The sequence below is a fragment of the Bradyrhizobium sp. CIAT3101 genome (assembly GCF_029714945.1).
Classification (GTDB): domain Bacteria; phylum Pseudomonadota; class Alphaproteobacteria; order Rhizobiales; family Xanthobacteraceae; genus Bradyrhizobium.
This window is the reverse complement of sequence record NZ_CP121634.1, coordinates 6,686,776-6,709,196: the sequence shown is the minus strand read 5'-3', so window position 1 is coordinate 6,709,196 and position 22,421 is coordinate 6,686,776. Positions and strand designations below refer to the sequence as shown.

The following is a 22,421-nucleotide window of genomic DNA, read 5'->3' as shown; positions in this document are numbered from 1 at the left end:
GCTTTCGGACCTTTGCGGCATGATGCCGGCGCATGAGACCTACGACGTCGTTGTCATCGGCGCTGGTGCCGGCGGCATGACGGCTGCGGCGGTTGCTGCCGCCGAAGGTCTGCGCGTGCTGGTGATCGAGAAGACCGCCTTTGTCGGCGGCACGACCGCGTGGTCCGGCGGCATGGTCTGGATCCCGGCCAATCCAAAGATGAAGGACGCGGGGCTGTCCGATAGCATTACGGATGCCGTCCAGTATCTGTCGAGCACCGTGCCTGAGCCCGCGAATGCGGGCCTGCGCGCAGCTTTCCTCGCGCGGGGGCCCGAGGCGGTGGCCTATCTCGAAGCCAACACGGACGTGCGTCTGCAGCCGGTGAAAGCCTATCCGGATTATTATCCGGAGCGGCTCGGTGCGACGCCGGGCGGGCGCGTGCTGGAGCCGGTTGCGTTCGATGGCACCCGGCTGGGTGCGCAGTTCGCGCGGCTGCGCGCCCCGCTGCCGGAATTCACGCTGTTCGGCGGAATGATGGTGAACCGCCTGGACATCCCGCATCTGCGCCGGATCGGAAAATCGCTGCGTTCGACCTTGCGTGCGGCGCGGCTGGTTTCGGAGTACGCGCTGCAGCGGCTGCGCTGGCCCCGCGGCACGACATTGCATCTCGGCAATGCGCTTGCTGCGCGGCTTTATGCCTCGCTCCTGGCGCGGCAGGTCGACATCCTCTTCAGCACGGATGTCGAGGATTTGTCGATGCAGGGCGATCGCGTCGGCGGCGTGGTCATCCGCCATGGCTCACGCGACCGTTCGATTGCTGCGCGCCGCGGCGTTGTGCTCGCGACCGGCGGCTTCTCGCACGATGCGATTTTGCGCAAACGTCTTTTCCCCGTGGCGGCCGGCTTCGTCTCGGCCACCAACACGGCAGGCACGGGCGATGGGCTTCGCCTTGCGATCGCTAGCGGCGCCGCGCTCAACACGGACGCAACGAGCCCGGCCTATTGGGTGCCGGCCTCGCTATTCCGGCGCGCCGACGGCAGCCGCGGCGTGTTTCCGCATACGGTGACCGACCGTGCCAAGCCGGGTGTGATCGCCGTGAATGCTGCGGGCCGGCGTTTCGTCAATGAGGCGCTGTCCTACCACGAGTTCGTGCTTGCCATGCTGCGCGATGGCCAGGGCGAGCCGGATCGGCCGTTCTATCTGATTTGCGACTGTCAGTTCCTGTGGAGCTATGGCCTTGGTCGCATCAAGCCCTTTGTGCGCAGCGTGCGGCGCTACGTGGCGAGCGGCGAGTTGATCGAGGCGCCCGATATCGCGCAGCTCGCGGCGACGATCGGCATCAAGTCGTCTGTGCTCGGCGCGACGGTTGCGAGCTACAATTCCGATGCGAAGGAGGGCCGCGATCCCGAATTCGGGCGTGGCAGCACCATCTATCAGCGGCACCTCGGCGATAACGACCACAAGCCCAACCCTTGCGTCGCGCCGATTGTCCGCGCGCCGTTCTTCGCGATGCGCATCTACCCGGCCGATCTCGGTACTGCCATCGGTATGAAGGTGGACGCCCAGGCGCGGGTGTTGCGCGAGGACGGTACGCCGATCGCTGGCCTTTACGCCTGCGGCAACGACATGGGCTCGATCATGAACGGCAATTATCCGGGCCCGGGAATCACGCTGGGGCCGGCGCTGACGTTCGGCTACATCGCGGGGCGGCATCTGGCGGAGAGGGCGGAGATGGTGGTGACGCCAAGCGCAGCCACGACGTCACTCTAACCATCTCCACCGCTGTCATGCCCCGCGAAGGCGGGGCATCCAGTACGCTGGGGCCTATCGGCTCAACCACAACCGTCTCGCGGAGTACTGGATCGCCCGCCTCAGTGCGCAAGTGCGCACAAGACGGGCGATGACACCGAGAGTGTGTTGCCAGCCTGCTCCTACTCCGCCGCCGCAGCAAACCGGCTGTTCTCTAGCTCCGCCTCCAGCCTCGCCTTCTCGGCTGCCGCCAGCTTGATGTTGGCCTCCTTGACGTGGCCAAAGCCGCGGATGCTCTCCGGCACGCGTGCGAGCCGCGCCAGCAGCGGGATCTGCTCCGCCTTCAGCCCAGCCACCCGTTGGTCAATCATCGCCAGATAGTCCGCGACCAGCTTCCGCTCGGTCCGGCGTTCCTCGGTGCGGCCGAACGGGTCGAGCGCGCCGCCGCGCAGAAACTTGAGCTTTGCCAGCACGCGGAAGGCGTGGAGCATCCAGCCGCCGAATTCCTGCTTCTGAAGCCGTCCCGTCGTCTTGTCGCGCTTGGCGAAGATCGGCGGTGCGAGGTGGTACTTCAGCGTGAAATCGCCGTCGAATTTCTCAGACACCTTTTTGGCAAAGCTGCCGTCGGTGTAGAGCCGCGCGACTTCGTATTCGTCCTTGTAGGACATCAGCTTGAACAGGTTCTTTGCCACGGCCTCGGTCAGCTCTGTGGACGCGGGCGAGGCGGCGTTCTCCGCCTTGCGCACCTTGGCCACGGCTGCGAGATAGCGGTCGGCATAGGCCTTGTCCTGATAGCCGGTCAGGAATTCGGCGCGCGTCGCGATGATGTCGTCGAGCGACTTGGTCGTTGCGGACGCCCGGTTCTTGAACTGCAGCACGCTGCGCACCCGCGACATGTCGTGGGCGGCCAGCCGCCCCCAGGTGAAGGCGAGCTTGTTCATCTCGATTGCCGCGCCATTGATCTCGATGGCGCGCAGCAGGGCCTCCAGCGACAGCGGGATTGCGCCTTTCTGGAAAGCGAAGCCAAGCATGAAAGGATTGGTTGCGATGCTGTCGCCCATCAGCGCCGCGGCAATGCCTGTCGCGTCGATGATGTCGAGGTTCTTGTCGCCGACGGCATCGCGCAGCACGGTCTGCATCGTGCCCATCTCGAAATCGATATCGGGGTTTTGCACGAAGCTGGCGGTCGGCTGCAGATCGGCGTTGATATAGGCCTTGGTCACCCCGCGTTCGGCGCGGCTGAGCGCGGTCGGGCCGGCCGAGACGATCATGTCGCAGCCGAGGATGACGTCGGCGCCGCCGGTGGTGATGCGCACCGCGGAAATATCTTCAGGCTTTGGCGCGATGCGCACATGGCTCATCACGGCGCCGTTCTTCTGCGACAGGCCGGTGAAGTCCAGCGCCGAGCAGCCGCGGCCGTCGACATGAGCGGCCATGCCGAGCAGGGCGCCGATGGTGATGACGCCGGTGCCGCCGATGCCGGTGACGAGGATGTTGTAGGGGCCTTCCAGCTCACGCGCCGGCGGCAGCGGCAGATCGGCGAACAACTGGCCGGAATCCACCGCCGAGGTCTTCATGCGCTTCAGCGAACCGCCATGCACGGTGACGAAGCTCGGGCAAAAGCCCTCGACGCAAGAATAATCCTTGTTGCAGTTCGACTGGTCGATCTGGCGCTTGCGGCCGAACTCGGTTTCCAGCGGCTGCACCGAGACGCAGTTGGAGGCCTGCGAGCAATCGCCGCAGCCTTCGCAAACGAGCTCGTTGATGAAAGCGCGCTTGGCGGGATCGGGATAGAGACCGCGCTTGCGGCGGCGGCGCTTTTCCGCGGCGCAGGTCTGGTCGTAGATCACGACCGTCAGACCCTTGATGTCGCGCAACTCGCGCTGCACGGCATCGAGCTCGCGGCGGTGATGGATGGTCGCGCCTTGCGGAAAGTAGTTGCCGTCGGGATACTTGGTCGGATCGTCCGAGACGATCGCAAGCCGCTTCACGCCCTCGGCCCAGACCTGGTGCGCGATCTGCGCGACGTTAAAAGCGCCCTCGGCCGGCTGGCCGCCGGTCATCGCGACGGCGTCGTTGTAGAGGATCTTGTAGGTGATGTTGATGCCGGCGGCCGATGCCGCACGAAGCGCGAGAAGCCCGGAATGCGTGTAGGTACCGTCGCCGAGGTTCTGGAAGATGTGCTTCTCGGTGGTGAAGGGCGACTGGCCGATCCAGTTCACGCCCTCGGCGCCCATATGCGAGATCAGGTCGGTGCGGCGGGTCGGCATGCTCAGGGCCATGCCGTGACAGCCGATGCCGGCCATGGCGCGGCTTCCTTCCGGCACGCGCGTCGAGGAATTGTGCGGGCAGCCCGAGCAGAAGAACGGCGTGCGCGCGAGCTTGATCTGCGACGTCGTGGTGACGGGATTGTCGAAGGCCTCTAACCGGGCGAGGCGCTGCTCCAGCACCGGGCTGTGATGGCCGAGCTTGCGCAAGCGCGCCACCAGCGCGCCGGCAACGATGGTCGGTGTCAGCTCGCCCTCGCTCGGCAGCAGCGGCGCGCCGCTCTCGTCGCGTTTCCCGGTGACGGTCGGGCGGCGGGACGCATCGATGTTGTAGAGGATGCGCATGAGCTGGTCTTCGATGAAGCCGCGCTTCTCCTCGACCACCAGCACGTCCTGGAGGCCTTCGGCAAAGCGCTTGGCGCCGCTTTCCTCCAGCGGCCAGGTCAGCGCGACCTTGTAGATGCGAAGTCCGAGATCCTGCGCGTCCTTGTCGGTGATCCCTAAGTCGGCCAGCGCCTGACGCAGATCGAGATAGGCCTTGCCGGTCGCGACAATGCCGAGCCGCGCGGGCTTGGAATCGAGCACGATGCGGTCGAGCTGGTTGGCGCGGGCAAAGGCCTGCACCGCGGCCATCTTGGGGCCGAACAGCCGGCGCTCCGCGTCCAGCGGCGGATCGGGCCAGCGAATGTTGAGGCCGCCGGGCGGCATCTCGAAATCATCGGGCAGCTTGATCTGGATGCGTTCGGGATCGCTGTAGATGGAGGCCGAGCTCTCCACGGTCTCGCTGATCGCCTTGAAGCCGACCCAGCAGCCGGAGAAGCGCGACAAGGCGAAGCCATAGAGGCCGAGGTCGAGATAATCCTGCAGCGTTGCCGGATTGATCACGGGGATCAGGGCCGCCGCGAACACCTGCTCGCTCTGATGCGCCAGCGTCGAGGACTGGCAGCCGTGGTCGTCGCCGGCGAGCGCAAGCACGCCGCCATTGAGCGAGGTACCGGCCGCATTGGCGTGCTTGAGCGCGTCGACGGAGCGATCGACGCCGGGGCCCTTGCCGTACCAGATGCCGAATACGCCATCGACCTTGGCGCCGGGAAACAGGCCGACCTGCTGGCTGCCCCAGACGGCAGTCGCCGCAAGGTCCTCGTTCAGACCGGGCACGAAGGCGATGTCGTGCTGCTGGAGGTGCGACTTCGCGCGCCACAGCGCGTGGTCGTACATGCCGAGCGGGGAACCGCGATAGCCGGAGATGAAGCCGCCGGTGTTGAGCCCCTGGAGCCGGTCGCGCTCGCGCTGCAGCATGGGCAAACGGACCAGGGCCTGGGTGCCGGACAGGAAGATCCGCTTCGATTCGAGCCGGTATTTGTCGTCCAGCTCGACCTGCATCAGCGTCATTTCGAAAGTCCTTGTTTTTCTTGGTTAGGCGGGGATTTTGCGCCGCGGAAAAAGTTGCGGCTTGCGAAGCGGGTCTTTGCAGTCAAGAGCATGGGTGGCCGAAGTCAATACGGCTAGCCGCATCCGTGGCGCTCCTGCTAGTCATGGCTTCGACCGGAGGACACCATGACTGCAAGCGCATTCGACACCGAGATCACCGACACCGCCGAGGCCCTGATCGGGCCATGGCGCCAGCCGCGGCAGATGCTGCATGCGCAGGTTTACGACGCGCATGCCTCCATCCACGACGATGCCACCGCGCAGAAGCTCGGCTTCAAAGGCGGGACCATCGAGGGGCCGACGCATTTCAGCCAGTTCGCGCCGCTCGGTGCCCGGCTGTGGGGACAGGCGTGGTTCGAGAGCGGCTGTCTCTCCGCGCATTATCGCAATGCCTGCTTCGAAGGTGAGGATGTGCAGGCGATCCTCTCAAAACCTCTGCCTGGAACGAGCCAGTGCCAGATCCAGATGGTCAAGCGCGATGGCACCGAAGTGCTGCGTGGCTCGGCGTCGGTCGGCGAACCCCGCGCAGCGACCGCGCTGGAGACGCGCCTGACCGAGCTCAAGCCGCTCGCCGATCCCGTGATCCTGCGCGACGTGAAGGTGGCGCAGACGAGCAAGCGGCAGTCGGTGCGGATGGCGTTCGACCAGAACATGGGCGACCTCTATCCGTTCTCGCTGCGGCAGAAGCTCGCAGTCATCACCGAGAACTCGCCGTACTATTCAGGCTCCGACAATCCATGGGGGAAGGCGATCATCCCGGTGGAGATGTTGAGCGTGCTCTTTCAGTACCGCTCCAAGGACGATCCGCTGCCGGCCAAGGGGCCGGCCGTCGGCCTGTTCGCGGACCAGGAGATCCGGCTGGTGAAGGGGCCACTGTTCGTTGACGAGGCGTACGACGTCGAGCGCGAGGTCGTTGCGCTGTCCGGCAGCCGCCGCACCGAGAGTGCCTGGATCAAGACGCGTGTGTTCGACAAAGCGGGTGCGATGGTCGCGACCATGTTGCTCAACATGGCGACCCTGAAGGATTCCTATGCGCCGTATGAGGAGGAGTATAGGCGGCTGTATGGAGATACTGGCCGCTGACAAGCGAGCTTCACGGCCGCTCATCCTTTGAGCAAATGCACGCCGCAAAGCCGTCGCACAGCGAATAAGCAGACGCGATCTCTTCCGATAACAGTCTGATAGCGCAGCGAATTTCTCCATGCTGCGCGGCCAATTGCTATTGTACACAATGGCACGGCGCTTGCAGAACTCCTCGCAAAGAGAGTTCTCGCGGGGGCCTGCGTCATGTTGAACTCAACCAAGTCGACACTGGGCGTCATCAGCGCCGAGCCCGAGCCGATCAAGCTCGACTGGTCGTCGACCGCGCTCGTCATCATCGACATGCAGCGCGACTTCATGGAGCCTGGCGGCTTCGGCGAGACGCTCGGCAATGACGTCAGCCAGCTTGCGCGCGCGGTGAAGCCGATCGGCGCGCTGCTGAAGGCCGCGCGCGACACCGGCATGCTCGTCGTCCACACCCGCGAGGGACATCTGCCTGATCTCTCCGATGCGCCGCCGGCGAAAGTCGAGCGTGGCGCGCCGTCCTTGCGCATCGGCGATCCCGGTCCGATGGGCCGCATTCTCATTCGCGGTGAAGCCGGCCACGACATCATCCCGGAGCTTTATCCGCTCGACAGCGAGGTCGTGATCGACAAGCCGGGCAAGGGCGCGTTCTACGCCACCGAGCTGACCGACGTGCTGGAGAAATACGGCATCGAGAATCTTCTGGTGTGCGGCGTCACCACCGAAGTGTGCGTCAACACCACCGTGCGCGAAGCCAATGACCGCGGCTATCGCTGCGTCGTCATCTCGGATGGCTGCGCATCCTACTTCCCCGAGTTTCACGAGATGGGCCTGAAGATGATCAAGGCCCAGGGCGGCATCTTCGGCTGGGTCGCGGACTCAGCCGCAGTACTGGAGGCGATGAAGGCTTCGACCACATAGGGGTAGCATCATGAGCACATTGACGGGGACGGCCGGCAAATCTGAGAGCGATACGTCCGAGTTCAAGCCGGCACTTTGGACATCGGGCGACTGGAACGCGTTTTTCGGCTTCGGCACCAACATCCTCGTCAACATGCTGGTGCTCACGGGCCTCTTGCGCTTCGTGTTGAAGATGCCTGACTCACTCGTGTTCGGCCGCATCCTGCCCGCGCTGGGGCTGATGATGTGCCTTTCCACCTTCTACTATGCGTTCCTCGCTTATCGCCTAGCGCAGAAGACCGGCCGCACCGATGTCTGCGCACTGCCCTCGGGCGTCAGCGTGCCGCATATGTTCATCGTGACCTTCGTGATCATGCTGCCGGTGACGCTCAAGACCGGGGATCCCCTAAAGGGATGGTCGGCCGGCCTGGTCTGGGTGTTCTTCCAGAGCTTCATTCTGATGATCGGCGGCTTCATCGCACCGTTTATCCGCAAGATTACACCGCGCGCTGCACTGCTCGGCACGCTTGCAGGTGTCTCGCTGACCTTCATCGCGATGCGCCCTGCGCTCGAGATGTACGTGACGCCGCAGATCGGCCTGGTCTGCTTCGCCATCATTCTGGTGAGCTGGTTCGGCGGCGTGAAATATCCGAAGAGTATCCCGGCCGGTCTGGTCGCGATTGTGGTCGGCATGATCATCGCCTGGGGCTCGAACCTGTTCGGTCTCGGCCTTGGCGGATTGAGCATCAAGGGCGTCGGGGATGCCTTCGCCAATTTCGGCTTCTCGGTGCCGATCCCGGCGGCGGGCTACGTGTTCTCTGGCTTCGAATTTCTCGGCGTCATCCTCGTCACCGCCATTCCGTTCGGCATCTATGACCTCGTCGAGGCCATGGATAACGTCGAGAGCGCGGAAGCCGCCGGCGATGAATATCCGACCACGCGGGTGCTGACCGCCGACGGCGTCGTTAGCCTGATCGGCTGCCTGATGGGCAATCCCTTCATCAACGCCGTCTATATCGGTCATCCCGGCTGGAAGGCGATGGGCGGCCGGATCGGCTATTCGGCCGCGACCGGCATCATGGTGGTGGTGTTGTCCTGGTTCGGCGTCATCTCGGTCCTGCTGGCGCTGGTGCCTGTCGTCGCGATCTCGCCGATCCTGCTCTATATCGGCATGCTGATGACTGCGCAGGCATTCCAGACCACGCCGTCGAAGCACGCGCCCGCCGTGGCGCTCGCCTTCACGCCGCATCTCGCCGCCTGGGCCAAGCTGCAGATCGACACCATGCTCGGCTCGACCATGAATGCGGCAGCAACCGTCGGCGGTATGGCGGCTGACAAGGCCGATGCGGTCAAGGCGGCGGCCATCGCGGCGTTGCCGCAACAGGGTGTGATCTATCACGGGCTTGAAGTGATGGGTGGCGGCTCTATCCTCGCGGGCCTCATCCTCGGCGCAGTCGGTGTCTTCATCATCGAGCGCGACTTCGAGAAGGCCTCGGCCTTCGCGCTCGTCGGTGCCGTGCTGACCTATTTCGGCTTCATGCACGGCGAAGCCGTCGGCATCGGCGGCGGCTTTGGCGTCACGCCCGCGGTGGCGTTCGCCTATGCCGTGATAGCAGCAGGTCTCTACGCGCTCAGTCGGCGTGGCAGCGAGCACTATGCGCCGCATCCGGAGATGCACGCTGCACCGGCGGAATAGGACTGTTCGGCATGGATGCTGGCCGGGCTTCGTCAGGTCGCCCGGCCATTTTCTTTCTGACTGGTCTCTCTGGCCACGCCCAGATCGGCCAAAATGTCTGCGCCGGCGCGAACCTCGTGGCTTGATCCGTCGAAGTCAGTTCCGATGGGCTCGCAGGCGCCGCCGAGATGCCGGGCAAAAAACGCCTCGGCGATCGCGATATAGGACAGCCGATTGGCCGGCTTCTGGAATCCATGACCCTCGTCCGGATAGACGACGTAGGTCACCGGAATGCCCCTGGACTGCATCGCGGCTGCGATGGTGTCACTCTCGGCTACTTTGCACCTGACGTCGTTGAAGCCATGGAAGATCAGCATCGGCTTCTTGATGTTGTCGACCTTGTTGATCGGCGACCGCTCGGCGAGCAGCTTGCGGCCTTCCTCCGTTCGGGGGTCGCCATAGCTGCGATACATGAACTCCGCAAAACCCGCCCAGTAGGGTGGCATCGATTCCAGCAGTGTTTGCAGGTTGGAAATGCCGACAACTGGAACGGAGCAGCAGAAGGTGTCCGGCGTGAATGTGGCGCCGACGAAAGACGCCAGGCCCCCATAGGACTGCCCGAAAATCGCGACCTTGTCACTCTGCGCAATCTTCTCCGCGATCGCCCACTCGACCATGTCGATCAGGTCGTCATGCATCTTGCGCGCATGCTCCTTCTCGCTCGCGGCCACGAAGGCCTTCCCGAAGCCGGTCGAGCCGCGATAGTTCACGGATAAGACGGCGTAGCCCCGATCGGCAAGCAACTGATGATAGGAACTATAGCCATAGATGTCGCGGAACCACGGGCCGCCATGAACGACCAGGACCATCGGCAACGGCCGCGGCGGGCGATCGCCGTCGATATCCGCCGGCAACGTCAGGTATGAGACGAGGGTGAGGCCGTCGCGCGACTTGCCTTGCACCGTGTGCATCGGCGCCAGGCGGTACGGTTTCAGCTCCGGCCGGGCCGTGAACAGCTCGGTCAAGGTCTGATTGTCCCGGTCGAGCAGGTGATAGGTGACGGGTTGCTCCGCGGCAAAGCTTGCCACGATCCATCGGCGCGCGTCGTCGCTCTGGCTCTCGACATGGAAAGTTTGACCGGGAAGCCGCGCCTTGATCAGCTCGAGCTCGGTTGCGACCGCGGGGCCGAGCGCGGTCCATTCCTGACGGCCGGGATCGACGCAAGCCGCTTCCGGCGCAAAAGTCCGGCCGTTGAAGATGGCACCGATCACGTCGGCGCGTTCGCTCTCGAACAGGACCGTCTCCTCGCCGGTCGACCAGTCGATCCGCACCAGCGCCGCCTTGTCCTGCGACATGCTGGTGGTCATGTGCAGCGACTTGCACGCGTCATCGAACATCCAGACGCGCGTGCTGATATAGGCCTCGTACGGAACGTCACGCCAATGCGTGGTCTTGCCGTCATCGAGACGCCACATCCGCGCGCCTCCGTCGGCTGCGTTGCCGCGGGCGTGGCGCGGCCTCAGTTGCCAGTCGACCCCGACGAATTCGAACTCCTGCCTGTTCTCCCAGAGCAGCGTGCGCTCGCCGGTTGCGAGGTCGAGCTGGTAGACATCGTGCCATCGTGGATCGCGATCGTTGAGATTGATCGCGATCTTGTCGGGGACGACGTGCGACCAGCAAATTGGAACCGCGCGAACATTGTCGTAGGGAGTGAGATCGCGGATCTCAGGATTGTGCGGATCGACGACGAAGAAGTGCAGGTTCTCGTCCCCGTTCTCATCGTTGAGAAACATGATGGAGCGCCCGTCCGGGCTCCAGTCCTGCCAGGTGATCGGCCGACCTCTGGTGCGCGTGACGGGGTGTCCCGCCGCCACATCGTCGACGGGAGCCAGCCAAATGTTCAAAACGCCGTCGACAGGTGCGAGCCAGGACAGAAGCTGGCCATCCGGTGACAACTTCGCCCCGAAAAAGGTCGGATTGTCGAAAAGCTTGCGACGCGGGATCAGGGGACGAGCTGACATTTGGCGTCTCGCTGGCTTTTCGTATGCAGGCGCGCTTTTGGTCACGTTGTTAATGCTACGATTTGTAGCGTATGTGCGGGAAACCCTCGCGTCAACCCCAAGTAGAGTTCGGGCGCACGTTGAGGTGGGAGGCACGAAGAGCGCCTCCCACGCGAATTGAAAACAGCGTGACTACCCGCCCTTGACCGCACCCGCCGTGAGACCGGCGACGATCTGCCGCTGGGCGAACACCGTCAGCAGCAGCACCGGGAGGGTGACGATCAGCGCTGCGGCCGCCAGCGGGCCCCAGCTCAGCTGGTCGAACGAGATCATGTTGTAGACGGCGACCGGCAGCGTGCGGGTCTCGCGCCCGGCCAGCACGATGCCGAAGACAAAATTGTTCCAGGAGAAGATCACCGCGAGGATGAAGGCGACCGCGATGCCGGGCTTGGCGATCGGCAGCGCGACGTGGCGGAACACCTGCCAGCGGCCTGCACCGTCGATGAGGGCGGCTTCCTCCAGCTCCAGCGGCGTCGTTTCGAAATAGCCGATCATGATCCAGATCACGATCGGTACCGTCACCACGAGATGGATGATGATCTGCGGCACCAGCGTGCCGAGCAGTCCCAGCCACTGGAACAGCAGGAACAGCGGGATGAGGTAGGACAGGCCGGGCGTGATGCGGGCGATCAGGATCACGATCGCGGATTTATGCGCGGCCATGCGGGCGATGCCGTAGCCGGCGGGGACGCCGACGATCAGCGCGAGCGCCGTCGCGCTCCCGGTCACGATCAAGCTGTTGAAGAAATAGGTCACGAAGCGGTTGGAGGCGACCACGTCGGCATAGTTCTTCCATGCGAAATGCTCGGGGATGAAGACCGGCGGGTAGGCGGCGTTATCGACCTCGAATTTGAGCGAGAGCGACAGCATCCAGAGGAAAAACAGGATCGCCGGGGACACGATGACGAGCACCGCGAACCACAGGCTGATCTTGCCGATGATTTGCTTCGGGGTCATGCGTCGCTCGCGATCTCAGTCCACAGCATGCGCTGGCGGGCATAGAGCATCACCGCCGCAAGCAGGACAATCAACAGGAAGAACACGACCGCGATCGCCGAGCCGTAGCCGAGGTCGTAATAGGTGAAGGCGACGCTATAGAGATAGATGTTGATCGTCTCCGACGCCGAGCCTGGTCCGCCCTGCGTGATCGCGAAGATGATGTCGAAGCTCTTTACCGCGTCGATCATGCGGATCATGCCGGCGATGAACAGGAAAGGCATGATCAGCGGCAGGGTGATGAATCGGAACACCTGCCACATATTCGCGCCGTCGATCTGCGCGCTCTCATAGGGTTCGGTCGGGATCGCGGCGAGGCCGCCAAGCACGATCAGCATGACGAGCGGCGTCCATTGCCAGGTTTCGACCAGCACCAGCGAAGGGATCACCGTTCCCGGGTGAAACACCCAGAGCTGCGGAGGGATTCCGACCAGCGACAGCAAATAGTTCAGCACGCCGAGCTGCGGGTGGAACATCATGGTCCAGACCAGCGCGATCGCCACCGGCGTCGCCATCATCGGCATGATGAAGATGCCGCGCAGGAAACCGCGGCCGGCGAATTTCTGGTGAAACACCACGGCCGAGAACGTGCCGAACACGAGCGGCAACAGGACGGACAGCACGGTGTAGACCAGCGTATGTCCGATCGCCTCGATGAAGCGGGGATCGCTGGTCAGCCGTAGATAGTTGGAGAACCCGACGAAGGTGGTCGACGAGCCGACCTTCCACTCGTTCAGGCTCATCCAGATGGTGAAGACCCACGGGAAGATGATGATGGCGAGCACGACGACAAGCGCCGGCACCACGAACGGCCAGTAGGACGGGGGCCGCAATTCCTTCTCCGGCGCGGCATCAGACTGTGCCGCGACCGGAGCCGATTGTGTCAACGCACTCACGCCTTTTCGCTACGCTCCAGGATCGGCCGGTACTGATCGTTGGCCTTCTTCAATTCAGTCGCGGGATCGGCACCCGACAGGGTCGCCGTCAGCGCCGCGCCGACGATGTCGCGGAATTCAGCGACCGGGATCACGACGGGCAGGCCGAGCTTGCTGATCTTGCCGGAATCGATCACCGACTGCAGCCATTCCTTCGGCATCTTGACGCCGCTCTGGACCTCCGCATCGTTCAGGATCGAATTGCGGAACGGTACGCCGCCACCAGCCTGCAACAGCCGCGCGCCTTGTTTCTTCGAAACGATCCACTGGCAGAGCAGATAGGCGGCTTCCTTGTTCTTGCTCGCCGCGGCAATGCCGATGCCGTCGCCATAGGTGGCCGAATATTGGCCTTTCGGTCCGGCGGGCACCACGGTGTAGCCGACCTTGCCGACGACGCGCGAGGCCGCCGGATCTTCCAGCGGCGGCGCCCAGCCGACCCCGTCGATCCACATCGCCGAACGTCCTTGCGTGAACGAAGCCATCGACTCCATCCAGTTGAAGCCGGCGACGCCGGGCGGGGCGACTTTCGTCAGCAGCGTCTGATAGAGCTTGGTCGCCGCGATTGCTTCAGGACCGTCCGTCAGGATATTGCCCTTCGCATCGAGGAATTCGCCGCCATAGTCGAGGAAGAAGTTGGTCCACAACGTCATGTTGGCGTTGCGCAAGCCGCGGCCGACGAAGCCGAAGGTGCCTTCCTTGGGGTCGGTGAGCTTCTCCGCGGCCGCGACCATCTCGTCGAGGGTCTTGGGCACGGCAACGCCCTTCTTCTGGAAGAGCTCCTTGTTGTAGTAGAGGATGAAATAGTCGACCGACCAGGGCAGCGACAGCATCTGGCCCTTGTCGTTCTTGGCGTATTTCAGGCCCGCGGCCGAGAAATCGCTCTCGACAAGGTCGGGCGCGGTCAGCGTCGGATCCTTCATGAAGGGCGTCATGTCGGCAAGCCAGCCGGCTTTTTCGAACTGCCGCTTCTGCACGTGATAGCTGATATGAACCACGTCGAAGCTCGGCCGGCCCGAGGTGAGCTCGATGACGCATTTCTGGCGCTGCTGCTGCTCGGGAATCTGCTCGGACTCGACCTGGATACCGGTGAGCTCGGTGAATTCCTTTACGTATTTTTGCAAGTTATCGCCGCGCGGTCCCTTGGCGAGGATCACCTCCAGCTTGGTCCCGGCATATTTCTTCCAGTTCACCTCAGCGCGCGCCGGCAATCCCGTCAGGCTGAGCGCGCCAGCTGCGGCAGTGCCGGTCAAAAGCGTACGGCGCGAGATTTTGTGGTCAGCCACTTTAATTCCTCCCTGTGACTCAATTTGGGGGGATACTAGCGACCGTTCCACGCCTGCCTAGCCCTAATTTGGGCGTTACGGTCGCACCGCCGGCGTTTCCATCGGCATTCCGCGGGCCCGCGACATCAGATACAGCTCGAGCGCGACCAGCTCGGGCGCGCCATACTCGTAGGCCTGGGCGCGGACGCCGGTCATGCAGCTGCGCAGGCGCCGCTCCAGCGATCCCAGCGTCTGCCATTCCAGCCGATAGAGCGGATATCCGGTCGGCTGCGCTTGCGTGATCGGCGAGCCGGCGAGGCGCTTCTCAAAGTTGTCGTCATGGCAATTGGTGCAGGCCAGGTTGAGTTGCCCCTCGCGCTGCATGAAGAGAGTGCGGCCCTGTTCGACGAAAGGTTTTAGTTGTGGGTCATCGCCCGCGGTGATCGCAATGCCGCGCGACTGGTGGGCAACGAAGGCGGACAGCGCCAGGATGTCGCGGCTCTCGTAAGGCAGCGGGTTCGCCTGCTGATGATTGGCGCGGCAGAGGTTGATGCGCTGGTCGAGCGTGACGGGGCGTGCGAGGGTCTTGTCAAAGGCAGGGTAGCGTGCCGCGACGCCCTTCATGCTGCTCTTGGCATCGCCATGGCAGTCCGCACACGCCTTGTTCGCGCTGCCGGTCTTCTTTGTCCACAGCGCCTCGCCGTCGAGCACGAACAGCATGCCCGGATTGGAGGTATCGTCATCCTGCATGGCGCGGGTGTCAGGGCCCATGAAGGAATAGCCGGAGCGGCGCGCATCGGGCGGGATTTCACCGGCGAGCAGGGCAGGGGCCGTGGCGACAAGCGCCGCCAGCACTATCGCGCGCCACAAATTCATTCGACCGTGATCGATGCCGACGCGGTGGACGAATAGCCGTTGTCGCCGATCCATTCGAACTCGAACTTGCCGCTCTCCTTGGCGACCGTGAAGAAGGACAAATACGGATTGGCGGCGATGGCCGGAAACAGATCGGCACGAAAGATCTCGGCGCCGTTGTAGCGGCAGGTGAAGCTCGTGATGATGTCGCGCGGCACCAGCGCGCCGTCCATGGTGTGGCGAAAGCCGGTTTCCATGATGTGCGAAGTCAGCGTGCGAATCTCGATGACGTCGCCGCGCTTGGCCTTTGCGGGAACATTGATGAGGGCGGCCATCAGTTCACCTCCTCGGTGCATGCGGCCAGCGTCACGACAATATCCGCCGAGACCTGCCAGAAGCTGTCGTCGGAGAGGCGGGCGATCGCGACCACCTTCTGGGTGTCGGCGAGCCGGATCCGCGTCGAAATCTGGGCGCGGCCCGAAGACGGGTTCAGATAGAAATTACCGATGTTCGGCTGCGGGTTCTTCTCGTTGAAGACGTGGATGCTCTTGACGTAGTCGTCCGCTGTCATCGGGCTCGCGACGGTCACTGTCATCGGCACGGTGTTGCCGTTCTCGACCAGCGGCGGAATGTCGAGCTTGACCTTGCCGGTGCGAATTGGCGCTTCGCCGACGACGTTGCGGATCGCGGTGTTGAGCATCGCCGGCGTTGCTTCGACCGGCCGCAGCGTGACGATCGGAATCGCGCCGACGGCCGTGACGCCGCCGGCAAGGCTCAGGAAATGTCGTCGCGTCGTTGGCATAAACAATCCTAGTCCCGAAGCGTTGCAAGAAAGGCCACGATGTCCTCGATCTCCGCAGCCGACAATATCGGTTTGCCCGCGAAATTGCGTCCGACGCGGACGAGACCATCCGCACGATAATAGGAGGGCATGATGGTGTCCGGGTTGAAGCGCGCGGCGTCAACCATCCGAAGCCGCAACTGGCTCGCCGTCCAGCGGTTCCCGGCACCGGTGAGATCCGGCGCGAGGTCGCCCTGGAACCGCGTTTCCGGGAAGGGGCCGGAATGGCAGAGGATGCAGGTCGTCGTGCGCGCCAGCACCAATGCGCGTCCGCGCGCGGCATCGCCGGGCGTGCCCGTCAGCGAATTCGCGATGCCATCGCCGGTGATCTGATAGGGCGCCAGTCCCTCGGCGCGCGCGCCGGAGACCAACACGAGACTGGCGATCAGTGCAGCGATGTAGACCCTCGATCTAGCCAAAGGTGTCCGCCGTGATGGTTTGAAACCAGCGCTCCGCCTCGGCCGCCTCGCGAGCGCGCAGTTCGCGCGGCGCATCGACCGGACTTGTCGCACCGCCCTCGACTTCGGCAAAGATGTCGCCCCTGGGCTGATAGTTGCCGGCGAGCGAGAAGCCGTAACCGGGCGCGACCGTATTGTAGCAGACGCCGGTCAGCCGTGGCGCTTCCGGCGTGCGCCCGGCGAGCAGATTGACGACGGCCGCAGCGCAGGCCTTGCCTTGTGCACTCGCGGCCGATGCCGATTTGGGAATGCCGCCGCCGAGGCAGGCGTCGCCGATGACGTGGACGTTGCCGACGAGCTTTGACTCGAAGGTGACGGGATCGATCGGGCACCAGCCGGTGGCGTCGGTTGCGCCCGCAATCTCGGCAATGTGGCCGGCGCGCTGCGGCGGGATGACGTTGGCGACATCGGGCGCGTAGTTGCCGAACTCGGTGACGATGGTTTTGGTCGCGGGATCGACCGAGGTCACGCGGCCGCCTTGCGACAGGCCGATGCGCTCGATCATGTCGCCGTAGAGTTCCTTCCACGCCTTCTCGAACAGCCGCTGTTGCGAGAAATTGTCCTTGGCATCGAGGATCAGCACTTTGGAGCGCGGCTTCCTGGTCTTCAAATAATGCGCGATCAGGCTGGCGCGCTCGTAAGGAGCCGGCGGGCACCGCGAGGGATTGGGGGGAATCGCGATGGCGACCGTGCCGCCGTCATCCATCGCCTCCAGCTGCCTGCGCAGCAACAGCGTCTGCGCGCCGGCCTTCCAGGCGTGCGGCATCTTTTCCGATGCGGCCTCGTCATAGCCGGGCAGGGCTTCGAAGCGGAAGTCGATGCCGGGCGAGAGCACGAGGCGGTCATAGGGCAGGGCGACGCCATCGGCCGTCAGCACGCTACGCAGCTGCGGTTCGATGGTGGTCACGGCCTGGCCGATCACGGTGACGCCCTCGGCAACCAGCTTGTCGTAGTCGAACTGCTGCGCGTCGATGTCGCGCAGGCCTGCGATCACCTCGTTGCTGAAGGGGCAGGTGGTGAAGACCGCATTGGGTTCGATCAGGATGACTTGCAAGTCCGCTTGCGCGCGCTTGAGCGCGCGGGCGCAGGCCGCTCCGCCGAAGCCGCCGCCGACCACGACGATGCGGCTTGTCGATTGCGCGCGCAGGACTGACGGCCGCGCCAATGTCGCGGTCGCGGCGGTGATGCCGAGCACGGCAGTTCGCCGTGTCATCGGTCGCGTTGTCATGCGGATCATCCAGGCAAATGCCGCGGCGGCCGTCATGGCCGCCGCGGCGTCTCTTACGCGAAGCTGATGTTCTGGTCGCGCAGCGGCACCGAGCGGATGCGCTTGCCGGTCGCCGCGAAGTAAGCGTTGAGCACCGCCGGCGCCGCAACGCCGATGGTCGGCTCACCGACGCCGCCCCAGAATCCGCCGCTCGGCACCATCACCGATTCCACCTTCGGCATCTCGTTGATGCGCATCGAATTGAACGTGTCGAAGTTGGTTTGCTCGATGCGGCCGTCCTTGACGGTGCAGCCGCCGTAGAACAGCGCCGAGAGGCCATAGACGAAGGAGCCCGCGATTTGCCGCTCCACCTGCGCCGGATTGACGACGTAGCCGGGATCGGTGGAGGCGACGATGCGAAGCACCTTGATCTTGCTGCCGTCGGTCACCGAGATCTCGGCGGCGCCGGCGACATAGCTGCCATACCCCATCACCTGCGCAATGCCGCGATAGACGCCTTGCGGTGCCGGCGTGGTCCAGCCGATCTTCTCGGCCACGGCATTGAGCACCGCCAGATGCTTGGGGTTCTTGCCCATCAGCTTGCGGCGGAATTCGAGCGGGTCCTGGCCTGCGGCATGGGCGAGCTCGTCCATGAAGCATTCCATGTAGATCGCGTTGTGATTGACGTTCACGCCGCGCCAGAAGCCGGGCGGAACGTGCGGGTTGCGCATCGAATGCTCGATCAGGAGGTTCGGCACCGAGTAGCCGATCGCGGCCTCGCCGGATTGGGCGACGCCCTGGAACGCAGCCGGATCCATGCCGTTCTGCAGTGCTTCGGGGCGCACCGAGAACAGGATCGATTGCCCGGACAGGCGGTAGTGCAGAGCGATGAGATTGTTGTCGGCATCGAATGCGCCGGTCAATTTGCACTGGGTGATCGGGTGATATTTCCCGTGCGTCATGTCCTCTTCGCGTGACCACAGCAGCTTGATCGGCGTGCCCGGCATCTGCTTGGCGATCGCGACGGCCTGGCGGACATAGTCCGTCATGCCGCGCCGGCCGAAGCCGCCGCCGAGCATCACCTTGTGCACGTCGCACTTCTCCGCGGGCAGGCCGGAGGCCTCCAGCACTGCCGCGAACGCCGCCTCGCCATTCTGCGTCCCGCACCAGACCTCGCATTTGTCCGCGGTGTAGAGCGCGGTGGCGTTCATCGGCTCCATCGTGGCGTGGTTCTGGTAGGGATAGTTGTAGACGGCCTCGACCTTTTTCGCGGCGCCGGCAATTGCCGCCTTCACGTCACCGTTCTTGTTGCCGACATAGGCCGGCTGCGAATCGTCGAGGCCCTCGGCCAGCCACTTCGCAATCGTCTCGCTCGAGACCTTGGCGTTGTCGCCTTCGTCCCAGACGATCGGCAGGGCTTCCAGCGCGGTCTTGGCGTGCCACCAAGTGTCGGCAACGACCGCGACCGCGGAATCGCCGACCTTGACGACCTTCTTGACGCCTTTCATGCCGGCGACCTTGGCCTCGTCATAGCTCTTCACCTTGCCGCCGAACACGGGGCAATCCTTGATCGCGGCGTTCAGCATGCCCGGTAGCTTGATGTCGATGCCGTACACCATCGTGCCAGTGGTCTTGTCGGCGGTGTCGAGCCGCAGCAGGCCCTTGCCCGCGATGGTCCAGTCCTTGGGATCCTTGAGCTTGACTTCGGCCGGCGGCGTCAGCTTCGCCGCGGCCTCGGCAACCTTGCCGTAGGTCGTGGTCTTGCCCGATGCCTTGTGTGTGATGACGCCCTTGTCGACGGTGCATTCGGACGCCGGCACCTTCCACTCGTCGGCGGCGGCCTGGATCAGCATTACGCGCGCGGTGGCGCCGCCCTTGCGGACGTAGTCCTGCGAGGTGCGGATGCCGCGGCTGCCGCCGGTCGAGAAATCGCCCCAGACGCGCTTGCGGGCGACGCTCTGGCCGGGGGTCGGATACTCGGTCGTGACCTTCGACCAGTCGCATTCGAGCTCCTCGGCGACGAGCTGGGCGAGGCCGGTGAGCGAGCCCTGGCCCATCTCGGAGCGGGCGATGCGGATCACCACGGTGTCGTCGGACCTGATCACGACCCAGGCATTGACTTCGGGCGAACCGTCGGCCGCGCGGACCACGGCGGGGCCGCCGAAGGGGATATCGAGTCCGATGGCCAGGCCCGTGCCGACGGCGGCGGTGCCGATGACGAAAGCGCGGCGGTTCATCTTGGGGGAAACGTGCTTGTTCATGTGCCGGCTCCTTTAGGCGCTTGCGATCGTGTGGATCGCTTCGCGCACCTGCTGGAAGGTGCCGCAGCGGCAGATGTTGGTGATGGCCTCGTCGATATCGGCGTCGGTCGGCTTGGGCTTCTCGCTCAGCAGCGCCGCCACGGCCATGATCATGCCGCTCTGGCAATAGCCGCACTGCGGAACGTCCTTGGCGATCCAGGCCTGCTGCACCTTGTGCAGCGTGCCGCCGGAGGCGAGGCCCTCGATCGTGGTGATCTTCTTGCCCTCGGCCTCGGCGACCGAGATCCCGCAGGAGCGGGTGGCGACCCCGTCCATGTGAACGGTGCAGGCGCCGCATTGTGCAATGCCGCAGCCATATTTGGTGCCGGTCAGGCCGGCATTTTCGCGGATCGCCCACAGCAGCGGGGTGTCCGGCTCGACGTCGAGCGTGAAGGTTTTTCCGTTGATTGTTAGGTTTGCCATCGCAAGTCCCCTGATTGGCCCATCCACCGATGGACTCAGGCGCGCAATGTGTCCGGCAAATTGGAACCTTTCAAATCAATAGTCCGAGGGGCAGCTATCGAAGATTCTCGCATCTGCGGGAAGATAATGGACCAGGCGGTGTTGTGCGCGTCTTGAGAAGGGCGGCCCGGCGCCCAAATCGCGCCATCTCCCTGAACGCCAGCGGCATGGTCTGAGGCGACGTCGGAACTGAAGTGTGAGCGACAGTTTGTCCCTTTTGCCGGGGTGCAAGGCGGAGCCGCTTTGGTACACTGGAGCAAAGCGAAAGGGGTTCCATGAACGCGCCGCGCCCTTGCAACGTGCTGATGCTCTACCCGCTGTTTACGGCGGAGTCGTTCTGGAGTTTTGGTGAGTCCTGCAAGCTGATGGGCGTCCGGCGTCCTGCTGCGCCGCTGGGCCTGATCACCGTCGCGGCGATGTTGCCGGAGAGCTGGACGGTGCGGCTGATCGACTGCAACACGCAAGCTCTCGGCGACGATGATCTCGCCTGGTCCGATGTGGTCTTCACCGGCGGTATGCTGCCGCAGCAGGCCGATACGCTGCGACTGATCGACCAGTGCCGCGCTGCGGGCAAGCCGGTGGTGGTCGGCGGACCCGATCCGACGTCGAGCCCGCACATCTACGCAAATGCGGACTTTCAGGTGCTCGGCGAGGCCGAGGGCGTGATCGACGAGTTCATCGCGGCCTGGGAGAGCGGCGCGCGCGCCGGCGTCTTCACCGCGCCGAAGTTCCAGGCCGATGTCACCAAGACGCCGGTGCCGCGCTTCGACCTGCTCAAATTCGAAGACTATCTTTATCTCGGTGTGCAGTATTCGCGCGGCTGTCCATTTACCTGCGAATTCTGTGACATCATCGAGCTCTACGGCCGCGTGCCGCGGACCAAGACGACCGAGCAGATGTTCGTCGAGCTCGAGCGGCTCTACCAGATGGGCTATCGCGGCCATCTCGATTTTGTCGACGACAATTTCATCGGCAACAAGAAATCGCTGCGCCAGTTCCTGCCCCAGCTCGCCGAATGGCAGCGCGCGCACGGCTACCCGTTCGAGCTGTCGACCGAAGCCTCGGTCAATCTCGCCGACGATCCCGAACTTTTGGCGCTGATGGGGGCTGCGAATTTCTTTGGCATCTTCGTCGGCATCGAAAGTCCGGATCCCGCGACCCTGGTCGCGATGCGGAAGAAGCAGAACACGCGGCGCAACATCGCCGAGAGCATCCACAAGATCTACGGCGCCGGCATGCTCGTCACTGCCGGCTTCATCGTCGGCTTCGACAGCGAGAAGGTCTCGATGGCGGAGGCCATGATCGATTTTATCGAGGAGGCCGCGATTCCCGTCGCCATGGTCGGTCTGCTCTATGCGTTGCCGAACACGCAGCTCACGCGCCGGCTCGCGAAGGAGGGCCGGTTGCACGCGGACCATGACCTGGCGTCCACGACGGGCGGCGATCAGTGCACCGGCGGCATCAATTTCGATCCGGTGCGCCCGTTGCGCGACATCCTGATGGACTACAAGACGGTGCTGGAGCGCGTCTACAGCCCGGCCGCCTATGCGGGTCGTGTCGACAAGCTGATGACGCTGCTCGATCGGTCGAGACAGCGCCACGAGCTCGCCGAAGGAGATATCCGTTCGCGGGTCGGCGCGATGGAGACCGTGCATCGCGTGGTATCCGCCATTCCGGACGGGCGCCCGCTCTGGCAGACCTTCATGAACTGCGCCAAGCGCGACACCTCCTCGGCGCGCATCGCGGTGCAGATGATCGCGGCCTATGCGCATCTCGGGCCGTTTTCGCGCAAGGTCATCGATGCCATCGACGCGCGCCTCGCGGCACTGGATGAGCAAGTGCCGGTTCCGGTCGTCGCCGACGGTGCGACCGTGGCGCGAAATCTGGCCTGACATTCCGCCAAATTCAGGATTGCGAGTGTGAGCCCCTCGCTTGACAGCACAACAACCTGGGGGCGATCGTCGTCGGATTAACACCG

17 protein-coding genes are annotated in these 22,421 nt (G+C 64.1%); 5 read left to right on the top strand and 12 right to left on the bottom strand.

Annotated features, from left to right (window positions below; all coding sequences use genetic code 11):
• Positions 1-19: 19 nt before the first annotated feature.
• Positions 20-1,750, top strand: coding sequence for an FAD-dependent oxidoreductase (locus QA645_RS31510; RefSeq protein WP_283045179.1), 1,731 nt, complete (start codon positions 20-22; stop codon positions 1,748-1,750).
• Between the two features lie 161 nt (positions 1,751-1,911).
• Here QA645_RS31510 and QA645_RS31505 read toward each other — a convergent pair whose 3' ends face one another.
• Positions 1,912-5,388: an indolepyruvate ferredoxin oxidoreductase family protein gene (locus QA645_RS31505; protein ID WP_283045178.1), complete on the bottom strand. Its 3,477-nt coding sequence runs from the start codon at positions 5,386-5,388 to the stop codon at positions 1,912-1,914.
• Positions 5,389-5,553: 165 nt separating this feature from the next.
• Here QA645_RS31505 and QA645_RS31500 point away from each other — a divergent pair, with 165 nt between their 5' ends.
• The 3 genes from QA645_RS31500 to QA645_RS31490 all read left to right on the top strand — a co-directional run bounded on the left by QA645_RS31500 (position 5,554) and on the right by QA645_RS31490 (position 9,088).
• Positions 5,554-6,510 (top strand): hypothetical protein, encoded by a 957-nt coding sequence (locus tag QA645_RS31500; RefSeq protein ID WP_283045177.1) that lies wholly within the window; start codon positions 5,554-5,556, stop codon positions 6,508-6,510.
• A 204-nt stretch (positions 6,511-6,714) separates the two neighbouring features.
• Positions 6,715-7,413 carry an isochorismatase family cysteine hydrolase gene (locus tag QA645_RS31495; protein ID WP_283045176.1) on the top strand — a complete coding sequence of 233 codons (699 nt, stop codon included), beginning with the start codon at positions 6,715-6,717 and terminating at the stop codon, positions 7,411-7,413.
• A 10-nt stretch (positions 7,414-7,423) separates the two neighbouring features.
• On the top strand, positions 7,424-9,088 hold the full coding sequence (locus tag QA645_RS31490; RefSeq protein WP_283045175.1) for a regulator: 1,665 nt from the start codon (positions 7,424-7,426) through the stop codon (positions 9,086-9,088).
• Positions 9,089-9,120: 32 nt separating this feature from the next.
• On the opposite strand, the gene QA645_RS31485 is transcribed toward QA645_RS31490, so the two are convergent.
• The 11 genes from QA645_RS31485 to QA645_RS31435 all read right to left on the bottom strand — a co-directional run bounded on the left by QA645_RS31485 (position 9,121) and on the right by QA645_RS31435 (position 20,404).
• Positions 9,121-11,088 (bottom strand): S9 family peptidase, encoded by a 1,968-nt coding sequence (locus QA645_RS31485; RefSeq protein WP_283045174.1) that lies wholly within the window; start codon positions 11,086-11,088, stop codon positions 9,121-9,123.
• Positions 11,089-11,259: 171 nt separating this feature from the next.
• Positions 11,260-12,084, bottom strand: coding sequence for a carbohydrate ABC transporter permease (locus tag QA645_RS31480; RefSeq protein ID WP_254129836.1), 825 nt, complete (start codon positions 12,082-12,084; stop codon positions 11,260-11,262).
• A complete protein-coding gene (locus tag QA645_RS31475) occupies positions 12,081-13,019 on the bottom strand; it encodes a sugar ABC transporter permease (RefSeq protein ID WP_283045173.1) in 939 nt (312 codons plus the stop codon). The genes QA645_RS31480 and QA645_RS31475 overlap by 4 nt, the downstream gene beginning before the upstream one ends.
• Positions 13,016-14,341 (bottom strand): extracellular solute-binding protein, encoded by a 1,326-nt coding sequence (locus QA645_RS31470; RefSeq protein ID WP_283045172.1) that lies wholly within the window; start codon positions 14,339-14,341, stop codon positions 13,016-13,018. The genes QA645_RS31475 and QA645_RS31470 overlap by 4 nt, the downstream gene beginning before the upstream one ends.
• A gap of 75 nt (positions 14,342-14,416) precedes the next feature.
• A complete protein-coding gene (soxA, locus tag QA645_RS31465) occupies positions 14,417-15,196 on the bottom strand; it encodes a sulfur oxidation c-type cytochrome SoxA (protein WP_254192534.1) in 780 nt (259 codons plus the stop codon).
• Positions 15,193-15,510, bottom strand: a complete 318-nt coding sequence (gene soxZ, locus QA645_RS31460) for a thiosulfate oxidation carrier complex protein SoxZ (protein ID WP_283045171.1) — start codon at positions 15,508-15,510, stop codon at positions 15,193-15,195. Before soxZ ends, soxA begins: the two co-directional genes overlap by 4 nt.
• Positions 15,510-15,977 (bottom strand): SoxY-related AACIE arm protein, encoded by a 468-nt coding sequence (locus QA645_RS31455; protein WP_283045170.1) that lies wholly within the window; start codon positions 15,975-15,977, stop codon positions 15,510-15,512. Before QA645_RS31455 ends, soxZ begins: the two co-directional genes overlap by 1 nt.
• A gap of 8 nt (positions 15,978-15,985) precedes the next feature.
• On the bottom strand, positions 15,986-16,435 hold the full coding sequence (gene soxX, locus QA645_RS31450; protein WP_283045169.1) for a sulfur oxidation c-type cytochrome SoxX: 450 nt from the start codon (positions 16,433-16,435) through the stop codon (positions 15,986-15,988).
• Positions 16,428-17,711, bottom strand: coding sequence for an NAD(P)/FAD-dependent oxidoreductase (locus QA645_RS31445; RefSeq protein WP_283053437.1), 1,284 nt, complete (start codon positions 17,709-17,711; stop codon positions 16,428-16,430). Before QA645_RS31445 ends, soxX begins: the two co-directional genes overlap by 8 nt.
• Positions 17,712-17,755: 44 nt before the next feature.
• Complete coding sequence (locus tag QA645_RS31440) at positions 17,756-19,942, bottom strand: molybdopterin cofactor-binding domain-containing protein (RefSeq protein WP_283045168.1); 2,187 nt, start codon at positions 19,940-19,942, stop codon at positions 17,756-17,758.
• A gap of 12 nt (positions 19,943-19,954) precedes the next feature.
• Positions 19,955-20,404 (bottom strand): (2Fe-2S)-binding protein, encoded by a 450-nt coding sequence (locus QA645_RS31435; protein WP_254129843.1) that lies wholly within the window; start codon positions 20,402-20,404, stop codon positions 19,955-19,957.
• Between the two features lie 314 nt (positions 20,405-20,718).
• Between QA645_RS31435 and QA645_RS31430 the strand changes: the two genes are divergently transcribed.
• Entirely contained in the window at positions 20,719-22,335 is a 1,617-nt protein-coding gene (locus QA645_RS31430; RefSeq protein ID WP_283045167.1) for a B12-binding domain-containing radical SAM protein, read from the top strand.
• Positions 22,336-22,421 lie beyond the last annotated feature (86 nt).

What these genes read in the sequence shown, in the direction of transcription:
- QA645_RS31510 (WP_283045179.1), top strand. Translation starts at nt 20, where the DNA reads ATGATGCCGGCGCATGAGACCTACGACGTCGTTGTCATCGGCGCTGGT.
- QA645_RS31505 (WP_283045178.1), bottom strand. Translation starts at nt 5,388, where the DNA reads ATGACGCTGATGCAGGTCGAGCTGGACGACAAATACCGGCTCGAATCG.
- QA645_RS31500 (WP_283045177.1), top strand. Translation starts at nt 5,554, where the DNA reads ATGACTGCAAGCGCATTCGACACCGAGATCACCGACACCGCCGAGGCC.
- QA645_RS31495 (WP_283045176.1), top strand. Translation starts at nt 6,715, where the DNA reads ATGTTGAACTCAACCAAGTCGACACTGGGCGTCATCAGCGCCGAGCCC.
- QA645_RS31490 (WP_283045175.1), top strand. Translation starts at nt 7,424, where the DNA reads ATGAGCACATTGACGGGGACGGCCGGCAAATCTGAGAGCGATACGTCC.
- QA645_RS31485 (WP_283045174.1), bottom strand. Translation starts at nt 11,088, where the DNA reads ATGTCAGCTCGTCCCCTGATCCCGCGTCGCAAGCTTTTCGACAATCCG.
- QA645_RS31480 (WP_254129836.1), bottom strand. Translation starts at nt 12,084, where the DNA reads ATGACCCCGAAGCAAATCATCGGCAAGATCAGCCTGTGGTTCGCGGTG.
- soxA (WP_254192534.1), bottom strand. Translation starts at nt 15,196, where the DNA reads ATGAATTTGTGGCGCGCGATAGTGCTGGCGGCGCTTGTCGCCACGGCC.
- soxZ (WP_283045171.1), bottom strand. Translation starts at nt 15,510, where the DNA reads ATGGCCGCCCTCATCAATGTTCCCGCAAAGGCCAAGCGCGGCGACGTC.
- QA645_RS31455 (WP_283045170.1), bottom strand. Translation starts at nt 15,977, where the DNA reads ATGCCAACGACGCGACGACATTTCCTGAGCCTTGCCGGCGGCGTCACG.
- QA645_RS31445 (WP_283053437.1), bottom strand. Translation starts at nt 17,711, where the DNA reads ATGATCCGCATGACAACGCGACCGATGACACGGCGAACTGCCGTGCTC.
- QA645_RS31440 (WP_283045168.1), bottom strand. Translation starts at nt 19,942, where the DNA reads ATGAACAAGCACGTTTCCCCCAAGATGAACCGCCGCGCTTTCGTCATC.
- QA645_RS31435 (WP_254129843.1), bottom strand. Translation starts at nt 20,404, where the DNA reads ATGGCAAACCTAACAATCAACGGAAAAACCTTCACGCTCGACGTCGAG.
- QA645_RS31430 (WP_283045167.1), top strand. Translation starts at nt 20,719, where the DNA reads ATGAACGCGCCGCGCCCTTGCAACGTGCTGATGCTCTACCCGCTGTTT.